The organism is Sphingobium sp. BS19 (genome assembly GCF_027925545.1).
Taxonomy (GTDB): domain Bacteria; phylum Pseudomonadota; class Alphaproteobacteria; order Sphingomonadales; family Sphingomonadaceae; genus Sphingobium.
In genome coordinates, this window is sequence record NZ_BSEF01000009.1 from 113,044 (window position 1) to 124,369 (window position 11,326).

Sequence of the window (11,326 nt, forward strand, 5' to 3'; positions counted from 1 at the left end):
ACGTCGATAGTTACGCATCTTCGGCGCGCAATTTCCTGAGCTTGGGCGCCTTATCCATGTCCGCCGCTTCCTTGATCCCCTCGCGCAGATCTTCGCGCATCTGATGGATCGAGGCGATGACCGGTCCCATCGCAACGCCCAGGTCGACCAGCGCCGTCTCGGCAAGTTGCAATGAGCTTTCGAGTGTCTCCGGCACGGCGTCGCTCGCGCCGGCCTTGTATAACTCTGCTGCATGATCGGTATCGCGTGCACGGGCGATGATCGGCAAATCGGGCACCCAACCGCGCACTCGTCGCGTAACGCGCACCGATAACACCGGATCGTCCATCGTCAGGATCAACGCGCGCGCATGGCCGAGGCGTAGTTTATCGAGCATCTCGGCGCGGGACACATCGCCAAACAGGATCGGATAGCCATTTCGGCGTGCCGTCGCGACGACGTCCGCGTCCGATTCCACGGCGATGAAAGGCTGATTATGCAACTTTAACAGATCGCATACCATGTGCCCCACACGGCCGAAGCCGATGACCACCGCTGCCGGTTGTGCGCCTTCCTCACCCAGCGGAGTGGGCTCTTCCGATCCAGCGAGTTCCAGTCGCCGTGCAATGTCGTGGCCTATCCGGGCCAGCAAGGGCGTGATGGTTAGGCCGATTGCCGTCACGATCTGCCAGAAAGCTGCCGTTGAAGGCAGAATGAGTTGCGCCGCCGATGCCGCGGTCAGCACGATCAGGGTGGTTTCCGAAGGGCTGGACATGAGCACGCCGACTTCCAGCGACACGCCTCTGCTGACGCCTGAAAAGCGCAGCAGTAGTGTTGTGACGATCGTTTTCGCGATCACCACGCCGACTACGGCAAGCAACAGGATCGACCAGTTTGCGGCGATAACGCGCAGGTCCAGGCTCATCCCCACAGTGATGAGGAAGACGCCGAGCGCCAATCCCTTGAACGGGGCGGTCATCACTTCGACTTCGCCATGGTAATCGGTTTCGGCGATCAATATGCCCGCAAGCAATGCCCCAACGATCGGCGATAGACCCACGAGCGCAGTCGCGAGGCTGGAAATGATCACGACCAGCAGGCTGGCAGCCAGAAACACTTCGGGGCTCTTGGTGCGCGCTGCCTGGCTGAAGATGTGTGGCAGGGTGAAACGCCCAAGCACCAGCATCACCACGATGGTAACGCCGCCTTTAACGAGTGTATCGACCAGGCCGACCCATCCCGCTTCGCTGGCCGTGGGGGCGAGCGCGCCAAGCAGGAAGATGATCGGCACCAGTGCCAAATCTTCGAACAGGAGCATGGCAAATGCGGATCGTCCGACGGCAGTCTGCGTACCCACCATTGGTAACACCAGCGCTGTCGAGGAAAGTGCAAGCGCAAGGCCGAGACCTACGGCGCCTCCGATTCCCTGCCCGATCAGATAGAGCGCGACGCCGATTATGGCGGCGCTTATGAGTAGTTCGGCAGCGCCGACCCCGAACACTTGGGTGCGCATCGTCCACAATCGCTTGAAACTCAGTTCAAGCCCGATGGAGAACAGGAGCAGGATGATCCCAAGTTCCGCAAAGGGGGCAATCGCCTTCGGATCGGAAATGGTGATGTAGTACAGCCAGGGATATTGATCGATCAACGATCCGAGGCCGGCCGGGCCTACGGCCAAACCGACGAGAATGAAGCCGATGACTGGGCTTATGCGAAAACGGGCGAAGCCGGGGATTACGAGACCCGCTGCGCCCAGGATGACCAGAGCGTCGCTAAGGCCGGTATGATTGAATTCCGCTGCCATTTTCCCCTTATGCACCGGAATGCGTGTTTGTCAGCGCCCTATTGGCCCAAATGCACGCTTTTTATCAACCGCCGCCGGGGGAGTTGTGGCCGCCTGCAGGAACAGGGCCGCCGCTCGGCGCATGGCCCTGTCCGACATTATTATCCCATTCGATATGATACAGATCGAAGCGGCGGTCGCGCAGGTTGCGGACGGTCCCTTCCGCGCGCGCCCAGCTTAAGTCGGCAAGATTGACGTCGGCAATGGTCAGCGTCTCGACATTCTCGCTCGCTTCCGCTGCAATTCCATCGCGCGCAAAGGGCAAGTCGCAGGGCGTCAATATGCAGCTTTGGGCGTACTGAATGTCCATGTTGTCGACATTCGGCAAATTGCCGACGTTGCCGGACATGATGACGTAACACTGGTTCTCGATTGCGCGCGCCTGCGCGCAGTACCGCACCCGCATATAGCCGGAACGGCTGTCCGTGCAGAAGGGGACAAAGATCATCCGCGCACCCTGATCGACCAGGCGGCGGGCAAGCTCTGGAAATTCGCTATCGTAGCAGATCAGCACGCCGATTGGTCCGCAGTCGGTCTGGATGACGTCCAGCGAATCTCCGCCCTTGATATTCCACCAGAAGGCTTCGTTGGGAGTAGGGTGGATCTTTTCCTGCGAATGCACGGACCCGTCGCGTAACGCGACATAGGCGACATTCTGTACGTCATCATCGTCGGTGCGGGTGGGGTGCGATCCGCCGATGATGTTGACATTATACTCCAGCGCCATGCGCGCCAGTTCCTTGGTCAGTCGCGGCGTATAATTGGTCAGCCGGTCGATCGCCTCCATGGGAGATAGCTTCTTCGTTTCGAACGAGAGCAGCGGCAGTGTGAATAACTCGGGGAAGATGATGAAGTCAGACCGATAATCCGCTGCAACATCCACGAAATATTCGATATTGCGGATGAACTCGTCAAAATCGGCAACGGCACGCGCTTGTAACTGGCATGTCGCCAGACGCACGCTTTCGACGCCGCGCGGGACGCGCATTTCGGGTGCTTCGTCCGGATCTACATAGGGATTGCGCCAGACCATATGCGCGGCGTTGCCATCCGACGCCTTATCTTCGGGCAGATAGTTTTCCAGAACGCCAATCGGCTCGAACTGGTTCTTGAGCTGAAAGCTAAGGACCGGATCGCGCAGCTTGCCGGCAATCACACCCTCCAGATAATCCTGCGGTGTTCCGATGCGGCGCTTGGCGCGGGCGTAACCCGGCAGGCGCCCGGCAATCACGATGCCATGCAGATCGAGCTGCTCGGCCAGTTCCTTGCGCTCATCATATAGTCGCTGACCGATGCGTAGGCCGCGCTGGCGCGGATCGACGGCCATCTCATAACCGTATAGCCACTCTCCTGCCGCGCTGTGCCGGGTGCCGAAACCGTTGGCGGTGATTTCTTCCCAGTCGTGCGGGGAAAACGCCATCGCCTTGCTGACGCGCATCGTCGCGCAATAGCCCACGACCTTGTTGTCATACAGTGCGACGAAGCAGCCTTCGGTGAAGTTGTTGATCTGGCCCCTGATAGTGGCAGGGGAATAGCCTGGCATGCCAGGGTAAGCGCGCTCGATCAGCCGCTGGATCGCCCGCACATCGGTCGGCGCGGCATTACGGATTTCCAGGCGTTTGCGTGCCGCGGTTGTCATCTACTATCCTTGAAAGAAATTCGGCCCCATCGACAGGGATACCCGTCAATGGAGCCGAACATTCAACCGGTCATTTCGGTTCCGACTTATTTCCAGCTAGCCATTTCCGTTTCCAGATTGGCACGGATCGCTTCGAAGAACTGCTCCGTCGTCATCCACGCCTGATTGGGGCCGATCAGCAGGGCAAGATCCTTGGTCATCTTGCCGCTTTCGACGGTTTCGATGCACACCCGCTCCAGGGTTTCAGCAAAGCGCGTGACGTCCGGTGTGTCGTCGAACTTGCCGCGGAACGAGAGGCCCTGCGTCCATGCGAAGATCGACGCGATAGGGTTGGTCGACGTGGCCTTGCCCTGTTCATGCATGCGATAGTGGCGCGTGACGGTGCCATGCGCAGCTTCTGCTTCGATGGTCTTGCCGTCGGGCGACATCAGCACCGAAGTCATGAGGCCGAGCGATCCGAAGCCCTGCGCCACTGTGTCCGACTGCACGTCGCCGTCGTAATTCTTGCACGCCCACACGAACTTGCCGCTCCACTTGAGCGCGGAAGCAACCATGTCGTCGATCAGACGATGTTCGTAAACGATGCCTGCTTCCTTGAACTTGGCAGCGAAATCGGCGTCGAACACTTCCTGGAACAGATCCTTGAAGCGGCCGTCATAGGCCTTCAGGATGGTGTTCTTGGTCGAAAGATACAGCGGCCATTTGCGGTCGAGCGCATAGTTCATGCTCGCCCTGGCGAAATCGCGGATCGAATCGTCCAGATTGTACATACCCATGGCGACACCCGCGCTTGGGAACTGGAACACTTCCTCGTCAATCTTCTCGCCATTGTCGCCATCCCAGACGAGGCGCAGCTTGCCGGGACCTGGGACACGGAAGTCGGTGGCCTTATACTGGTCGCCAAAAGCATGACGTCCGACGACAATCGGATCGGTCCAGCCGGGGACGAGGCGCGGCACGTTCTTGATGACGATGGGTTCGCGGAACACCACACCGCCCAGAATGTTGCGGATCGTGCCGTTGGGCGACTTCCACATTTTCTTGAGGCCGAATTCCTCGACGCGTTGTTCGTCGGGGGTGATCGTTGCGCACTTCACGCCGACGCCGTACTGCTGGATCGCCTTGGCGCTGTCGACCGTGATCTGGTCGTTGGTTTCGTCGCGCTTCTGAACGGACAGGTCGTAATATTTGAGGTCAATGTCGAGATAAGGCTTGATCAGGCGTTCGCGAATCCATTCCCAGATGATGCGCGTCATCTCGTCGCCGTCGAGTTCGACTATCGGATTTTTGACTTTGATCTTCGCCATGCGTCTGCTTCGCTTTCTGTGCACTGGGGATAGGAAGTTGCGATTGCGTCTAGGGAAAGCGGCCAAAATGTTCAACTGTCGGGTTGGGGATTTTGCCGCTTTGCAACCTGAACGGAAACGGTCCGGGTTTCGAGCGTTGTCAGTAGCAATCTCACTCCCTAAGACGAGCCAATGGAAAACAACGAATTCACTGTCGCTACGGGCGGCGGCATCAAATGGCGGTTCCCCGCCGTGCATCCCGAAGGTCGCAAGTTCGGCGCAATTGCGGCTGCGATAACGGGGCTGTTCTTCGTCGTGGGATGGGAAACCATCGGGTGGCTGATGGTGATCGTAACCATCTGGGTATTGACGTTTTTCCGCGATCCCATTCGCGCGACGCCGCAGGACGAGAGTTTGCTGGTCGCGCCAGCCGATGGGCTGGTGACACTGATCCAGAACGTCACGCCGCCGCGCGAAATGGCCGGGCCGGACGGTTTGGGCGATGCGCCGATGATCCGTGTGTCGATGTTCATGAGCGTGTTCGATGTCCACATCAACCGCACGCCCATTCGCGGGACGATCAAGAACGTCGTGTATATCTCCGGCAAGTTCCTGAACGCCGATCTCGACAAAGCCAGTGAAGATAATGAGCGGCAGCACATATTGGTCGAGCGATCGGACGGCGTGCGAATCGGGTTTACGCAAATTGCCGGTCTGGTAGCGCGCCGCATCGTGCCGTTCGTGAAGCCGGGCGATATCGTAGCCGCGGGCCAGCGCATCGGCCTGATCCGCTTTGGCAGCCGCGTCGATCTGTATCTTCCCGCCGGAACCGTACCACGCGTGGTACTGGGGCAGCGGACGGTGGCGGGTGAAACCGTGATCGCCAAGATCGGCGAGAAGCAGATACTGACGGGCGTGCTGCAGTGAGGCAAAGGCGGCGCGCCATTCCCCGCGGATTGCGACGTGGCATCACCTTGCGGATGCTGGCACCCAACGCGGTTACAGCGATGGCATTGTGCTTCGGCCTGACTGGTGTGCGCTATGGCATTGCCGGGGATTGGGAGCGTTCGGTGGCGTGCATCGTGCTGGCCGGTGTTCTGGACGGACTGGATGGACGCATAGCGCGGCTGTTGCGCGGGGAAAGCCGGTTCGGCGCGGAGCTGGACTCGCTGTCCGACGTGATCGCCTTTGGCGTCGCGCCTACGCTCATCCTTTATCTCTGGTCGTTGCAGACCATGCCGAAGATCGGCTGGATATTCGCTCTGGCCCATGCCTTGTCCTGTGCGCTTCGGCTGGCGCGGTTCAATGCCAATATCGACGCGGATGTTCAGCCGCATAAGTCCGCCGGGTTCCTGACCGGCGTTCCAGCGCCAGCGGGAGCGGGGCTGACGTTCGTGCCGTTGTATCTCTGGTTCGTGACCGGGCTCGACATATTCCGCGCCTGGTATGTTGTCGCTCCGTGGACGGCATTCATTGCGTTTCTGATGATATCCAATGTCGCCACGTTCAGTTGGTCGTCCTTGCGTCTGCGTAAGACGATCCGGATGGAAGCAATACTCGTTGCGGGACTGCTCGCTGCACTGTTGATGACGGTGCCGTGGCATACGCTGCTGGCGATCAGCCTATTGTATGTGGCGCTTATCCCGTTCGGCATTGCCAGCTATGGCAAGGTGCTGCGGTCGAAGGATGTGCCGCCTTCCGTAACCTGACGCGGGCGCTATAACTTCTCTAAGGTCGCCCATACGCGATAGGCAGGGCCGCCTCGCTGTTGGATTTTCAGGCGGCCAAAGCAGTGCGGGTCGGGTTGGCCCGCGCCGTCTGAACAGGGCGGACGCGGGGACGGCTGATCCGAACATTATAGACGCGGACCGTTTGCGGCATCGGCTCTACCAGAAGGGCAGCCACGATCTTTTCCTGATAATGGGCGAACATCCAAGCGATCACGCCGATGGCAAAGGCAAAACCCGTAACGAACACGAAAGCAGCAATCATACCAAACATCGTACTGACCCTTCCATCTGACCGCAGGCACGGCTCACCGGACTTATCTTCGCAAACCGCCCGAAACCGCCGTTTGTTCCCGATGTTCACTATTTGTTCTATACCGCAGCACTTGTCAAGCCTTGCATTGCGACGACAAGGCCGATAAAGGCCGCGCTCCAATCCACATGGGAATCGCACATCCCGGTGCCGGACGGCCTCTTTGAGAGGATCCAGAAGGTCACTGATTCCCAGAGGTCCAACCGGTAAGGAGAACTATTATGGCGGCACCTGTCGTCTCGATGCAGCAATTGATCGAAGCTGGCGCGCACTTTGGCCACCAGACTCACCGCTGGAACCCGCGCATGAAGCCGTACATCTTCGGCGACCGCAACGGTATCCACATCCTCGACCTTTCGCAGACCGTTCCGCTGTTCGCCCGTGCGCTCGACTTCGTGTCGGCCAGCGTCGCCAGCGGCGGCAAGGTGCTGTTCGTCGGCACCAAGCGTCAGGCCCAAGATCCTATCGCAGAAGCCGCACGCCGTTCGGGCCAGCACTTCGTCAACCATCGCTGGCTGGGCGGTATGCTCACCAACTGGAAGACGATTTCGGGTTCGATCAAGCGTCTCAAGACTCTTGAGGAAAAGCTGTCGGGTGATACCCACGGCCTGACCAAGAAGGAAGTGCTCCAGATGACGCGCGAGCGCGAAAAACTGGAAATGTCGCTGGGCGGCATCCGCGACATGGGCGGCATCCCTGACGTGATGTTCGTGATCGACGCAGGCAAGGAAGAGCTGGCGATCAAGGAAGCCAACACGCTGGGTATTCCGGTTGTTGCGATCCTCGATTCGAACGTATCGCCTGACGGCATCGCGTTCCCTGTTCCTGCAAACGATGACGCAAGCCGCGCCATCCGCTTGTACTGCGATGCGATCGCTGCTGCAGCGACCAAGGGCAACCGTGGCGCCGTGCAGGCTTCGGGCGTTGACCTGGGCGCGATGGACGAACCGCTTCCTGAAGAAGCGGCTATCGAAGTCGCTCCGGCAGAGGCAACCGCCACCGACGCCTGACAGGCTGGGTACATCGACCAAAACCGTTCGGGCTGAGCTTGTCGAAGCCTTGTTCTTTTTAGGAAGGACGGCCCTTCGACAAGCTCAGGGCGAACGGGGAGGGATCGGGTACTCCAAACTGAAAACTTTGCAGGGTAAAGGGCGCGTTCTTCCGCAAGGGATCGCGCCCTCCCGCACATTTGAAATAGAATAAAGGAAATCACGATGGCCGAGATTACCGCCGCCACTGTCAAGGAACTGCGCGACCGTTCGGGCGCGGGCATGATGGACTGCAAGAAGGCGCTGACCGAATCCAATGGCGATATCGAAGCAGCATCCGATTGGCTGCGTGCCAAGGGTCTGGCCGCTGCGCAGAAGAAGTCCAGCCGCACCGCTGCTGAAGGTCTGGTCGGCGTTGTCGTCGCCGGGACCAAGGGCGTTGCCGTTGAAGTGAACAGCGAAACCGATTTCGTCGCGAAGAACGACCAGTTCCAGGAGTTCGTGCGTAACGTAGCGCAGATCGCGCTCGACACGCAGGCCGCCGACGCGGAAACGCTTGCGAACGCTGCTTATCCTACCGGCGGCACCGTTTCGGAAAAGCTGGTTGCGAACATCGCCACCATCGGCGAAAACCAGACGCTGCGTCGTTTGGCCCATCTGTCGGTCGATCAGGGCGTTGTCGTTCCTTATGTGCACAATGCTGCTGCGCCGGGTCTCGGCAAGATCGGCGTTCTGGTCGCTCTGGAAGGCGATGCGCCGACCGACGTTCTGGAACCGCTGGGCAAGCAGATCGCGATGCACATCGCCGCTGCCTTCCCGCTGGCGCTCTCTGCGTCCGATATCGATCCGGCATTGCTGGAGCGTGAGCGTTCGATCGCTGCGGAAAAGGCATCCGAATCGGGCAAGCCTGCCGAAATCGTCGCCAAGATGGTCGACGGTGCGGTGGCCAAGTACGCCAAGGAAAACGCACTGCTCAGCCAGTTGTTCGTCATGGACAACAAGACGCCGGTTGCCGACGTCGTTGCCAAGGCCGCAAAGGATGCAGGCAAGTCGATCACGCTGAAGGGCTATGTCCGCTTCCAGCTTGGCGAAGGCATCGAAAAGGAAGTCAGCGACTTCGCAGCAGAAGTTGCGGCGGCCGCTGGGGTCTAAACGACCGCCATACCCATATCCGTTCGTTTCGAGCAGCCCTTCGACTGCCTGCCACGGCAGGCGCTCAGGACAGGCGCGAACCGAACGGGTTTGGTGGGTGACTTAAGCGAGCGGTCTTCAGCACCGCTCTAAACACCAAAACCCCGCTTCACATCATGGCGCGCACTCCCTAAGGTGCGCGCCATTTCCATGATCAGACAGGATAACCGCCCCGCATGACTCGGCCAGCCTTCAAGCGCATCCTGCTCAAGCTTTCGGGCGAAGTATTGATGGGGTCGGGCCAGTTCGGCATCGACCCGGAAACCGTGGACCGCGTTGCGGGCGAAATCGCCGCGGCGAGTGCCACCGGATATGAACTGTGCGTCGTCGTGGGTGGCGGTAACATCTTCCGCGGCCTTGCGGCGGCGGCCAAGGGGTTTGACCGGACCAGCGCCGATTATATGGGTATGCTTGCCACGGTGATGAACGCGCTCGCCGTGCAGAACGCGCTGGAGCGCATGGGGCATGACACCCGTGTCCAGTCGGCGATCCCGATGGCCAGCGTGTGCGAACCCTATATCCGGCGCAAGGCGGAACGGCATCTGGAAAAGGGGCGGATCGTGATCTTCGCCGCTGGCACCGGCAACCCGTTCTTCACCACCGACACTGCCGCTGCGCTGCGCGCTGCCGAAATGGGCTGCGATGCGCTGTTCAAGGGGACCAGCGTCGATGGCGTGTACGATGCCGATCCCAAGAAGGTGGCGACCGCTACCCGTTATGAAACAGTGACTTTCGACAAGGTGTTGAACGATCATCTGAAAGTCATGGACGCCAGCGCGATTGCGCTGTGCCGCGAAAACAATATTCCGATCGTCGTGTTCAACATTCGCGAAACCGGCAACCTTGCAAAGGTGCTGGCAGGCGAAGGCGTAGCGACTGTCGTCCAAGCTCAGAGTGATTGATCCGATGATATCGGACCAATCACTCTGATTTGTGTGTTTAACGCGATTTCCGAGCCATCAGATTTCATCTGATTAGAAATCGCTTCAGGAGAACTAATCATGGCGCAATATAGCAAAGCCGATCTGGAACGCCGCATGGCGGGGGCCGTCGAATCGCTCAAGGGCGATCTGTCGGGCCTGCGCACGGGCCGTGCGAACACAGCACTGCTCGATCCGGTGACGGTGGAAGTCTATGGGTCGCACATGCCGCTCAATCAGGTCGCGACTGTTTCCGCACCCGAGCCGCGTATGCTTTCGGTGCAGGTGTGGGACCGCAGCAATGTGACCCCGGTGGAAAAGGCGATCCGATCTGCGGGTCTGGGCCTCAACCCGATTACCGATGGCACCACGCTTCGCCTGCCGATCCCCGACCTGACCGAGGAACGCCGTAAGGAACTGGCCAAGCTCGCCAGCAAATATGCCGAAGGCGCGCGTATTGCCGTTCGCAACGTGCGACGCGATGGCATGGACAGCCTGAAAGTCGATGAAAAGAAGGGCGAAATCAGCGAGGACGATCGCAAGCGCCTGGAAACCGAAGTGCAGAAGATGACCGACGCGACCATCGCCGATATCGATGCCGCCGCCGGTGCCAAGGAAAAAGAAATACTTGGCCAATAGACTGTAAATCGGCACATAGTTCGATTGTGGCAACGCAGGCATCCACTCACACGCATCCGGGCGTTTCTCCTCATGGTTTTGCCGATCATGGGGCGCGGCATGTCGCGATCATCATGGATGGCAATGGGCGCTGGGCGAAAAAGCGCCTTCTGCCGCGCTTTGCCGGACATAAGGCAGGCGTGGACGCAGTGCGACGCACGGCCCGCGCGGCGCGGGAACTGGGCATCGAATGCCTAACGCTTTATGCCTTTTCTTCCGAAAACTGGAAGCGGCCTGCGGCGGAGATCGCCGATCTGATGGGCCTGCTGCGGCGGTTCATCGAAGCGGATATCGACGAACTGGTGGCGGATGATGTGCGGTTGCGGGTCATCGGCAATTATCGCGCGCTGGAGCCTTCGCTGGTCACGTTGATCGATGATGCCATCGCCCGGACGGCGGGCAATAGTGGTCCCATCCTCGCGATTGCGCTGAATTACGGTTCGCAGGATGAAATGATCCGCGCGGTGCAGTCGCTGGCGACGCGCGCCGCGGCAGGCGAGATCGCGCCGAAGGATATCGGCACCGATCATCTCGATGCGGCGCTGGACACCGCGAACCTGCCGCCGCTCGATCTGCTGATCCGTACATCGGGCGAACAACGGCTGAGCAACTTCCTGCTATGGCAGGCGGCCTATGCCGAACTCTATTTTACCGACACTTTATGGCCCGATTTCGGCAGCGATGCGCTGGTGCAGGCGCTGGACACGTTCAAGGGTCGCGACCGCCGCTATGGTGGCCTTTGACGCATATTCGGGCCGGAT

At 59.7% G+C, this 11,326-nt stretch carries 11 protein-coding genes; 7 read left to right on the forward strand and 4 right to left on the reverse strand.

Going from position 1 to position 11,326, the window contains the following annotated elements:
- Positions 1-10 precede the first annotated feature (10 nt).
- From QMG56_RS12155 to QMG56_RS12165, 3 genes are all read right to left on the reverse strand, one after another.
- A complete protein-coding gene (locus tag QMG56_RS12155) occupies positions 11-1,783 on the reverse strand; it encodes a cation:proton antiporter (RefSeq protein WP_230188317.1) in 1,773 nt (590 codons plus the stop codon).
- Between the two features lie 64 nt (positions 1,784-1,847).
- Positions 1,848-3,461 (reverse strand): carbon-nitrogen hydrolase family protein, encoded by a 1,614-nt coding sequence (locus QMG56_RS12160; RefSeq protein WP_230188316.1) that lies wholly within the window; start codon positions 3,459-3,461, stop codon positions 1,848-1,850.
- An 86-nt stretch (positions 3,462-3,547) separates the two neighbouring features.
- Complete coding sequence (locus tag QMG56_RS12165) at positions 3,548-4,768, reverse strand: NADP-dependent isocitrate dehydrogenase (RefSeq protein WP_281822757.1); 1,221 nt, start codon at positions 4,766-4,768, stop codon at positions 3,548-3,550.
- Between the two features lie 171 nt (positions 4,769-4,939).
- On the opposite strand from QMG56_RS12165, the gene QMG56_RS12170 reads away from it, so the two are divergent.
- Together QMG56_RS12170 and QMG56_RS12175 are read left to right on the forward strand one after the other, a co-directional pair.
- Positions 4,940-5,674 (forward strand): phosphatidylserine decarboxylase, encoded by a 735-nt coding sequence (locus QMG56_RS12170; RefSeq protein ID WP_281822758.1) that lies wholly within the window; start codon positions 4,940-4,942, stop codon positions 5,672-5,674.
- A gap of 53 nt (positions 5,675-5,727) precedes the next feature.
- Positions 5,728-6,456 carry a phosphatidylcholine/phosphatidylserine synthase gene (locus QMG56_RS12175; protein ID WP_230188313.1) on the forward strand — a complete coding sequence of 243 codons (729 nt, stop codon included), beginning with the start codon at positions 5,728-5,730 and terminating at the stop codon, positions 6,454-6,456.
- Positions 6,457-6,523: 67 nt separating this feature from the next.
- Here QMG56_RS12175 and QMG56_RS12180 read toward each other — a convergent pair whose 3' ends face one another.
- The gene (locus QMG56_RS12180; protein ID WP_230188312.1) at positions 6,524-6,748 is read right to left on the reverse strand and encodes a hypothetical protein; all 225 of its coding nucleotides are present in this window, start codon (positions 6,746-6,748) and stop codon (positions 6,524-6,526) included.
- A gap of 260 nt (positions 6,749-7,008) precedes the next feature.
- Here QMG56_RS12180 and rpsB point away from each other — a divergent pair, with 260 nt between their 5' ends.
- The 5 genes from rpsB to uppS all read left to right on the forward strand — a co-directional run bounded on the left by rpsB (position 7,009) and on the right by uppS (position 11,308).
- Positions 7,009-7,797 carry a 30S ribosomal protein S2 gene (gene rpsB, locus QMG56_RS12185; protein ID WP_281822759.1) on the forward strand — a complete coding sequence of 263 codons (789 nt, stop codon included), beginning with the start codon at positions 7,009-7,011 and terminating at the stop codon, positions 7,795-7,797.
- 204 nt (positions 7,798-8,001) lie between these two features.
- A complete protein-coding gene (gene tsf, locus QMG56_RS12190) occupies positions 8,002-8,928 on the forward strand; it encodes a translation elongation factor Ts (RefSeq protein WP_281822760.1) in 927 nt (308 codons plus the stop codon).
- 215 nt (positions 8,929-9,143) lie between these two features.
- Positions 9,144-9,869 (forward strand): UMP kinase, encoded by a 726-nt coding sequence (gene pyrH, locus QMG56_RS12195; RefSeq protein ID WP_230188309.1) that lies wholly within the window; start codon positions 9,144-9,146, stop codon positions 9,867-9,869.
- 99 nt (positions 9,870-9,968) lie between these two features.
- Positions 9,969-10,526, forward strand: a complete 558-nt coding sequence (gene frr, locus QMG56_RS12200; protein WP_230188308.1) for a ribosome recycling factor — start codon at positions 9,969-9,971, stop codon at positions 10,524-10,526.
- A gap of 26 nt (positions 10,527-10,552) precedes the next feature.
- The gene (gene uppS, locus QMG56_RS12205) at positions 10,553-11,308 is read left to right on the forward strand and encodes a polyprenyl diphosphate synthase (RefSeq protein ID WP_281822761.1); all 756 of its coding nucleotides are present in this window, start codon (positions 10,553-10,555) and stop codon (positions 11,306-11,308) included.
- Positions 11,309-11,326 lie beyond the last annotated feature (18 nt).

Coding starts and splice junctions, on each gene's coding strand:
- QMG56_RS12165 (WP_281822757.1), bottom strand. CDS start 4,768: ATGGCGAAGATCAAAGTCAAAAATCCGATAGTCGAACTCGACGGCGAC.
- QMG56_RS12170 (WP_281822758.1), top strand. CDS start 4,940: ATGGAAAACAACGAATTCACTGTCGCTACGGGCGGCGGCATCAAATGG.
- frr (WP_230188308.1), top strand. CDS start 9,969: ATGGCGCAATATAGCAAAGCCGATCTGGAACGCCGCATGGCGGGGGCC.
- QMG56_RS12175 (WP_230188313.1), top strand. CDS start 5,728: ATGCTGGCACCCAACGCGGTTACAGCGATGGCATTGTGCTTCGGCCTG.
- rpsB (WP_281822759.1), top strand. CDS start 7,009: ATGGCGGCACCTGTCGTCTCGATGCAGCAATTGATCGAAGCTGGCGCG.
- pyrH (WP_230188309.1), top strand. CDS start 9,144: ATGACTCGGCCAGCCTTCAAGCGCATCCTGCTCAAGCTTTCGGGCGAA.
- QMG56_RS12160 (WP_230188316.1), bottom strand. CDS start 3,461: ATGACAACCGCGGCACGCAAACGCCTGGAAATCCGTAATGCCGCGCCG.
- tsf (WP_281822760.1), top strand. CDS start 8,002: ATGGCCGAGATTACCGCCGCCACTGTCAAGGAACTGCGCGACCGTTCG.
- QMG56_RS12155 (WP_230188317.1), bottom strand. CDS start 1,783: ATGGCAGCGGAATTCAATCATACCGGCCTTAGCGACGCTCTGGTCATC.
- QMG56_RS12180 (WP_230188312.1), bottom strand. CDS start 6,748: ATGTTTGGTATGATTGCTGCTTTCGTGTTCGTTACGGGTTTTGCCTTT.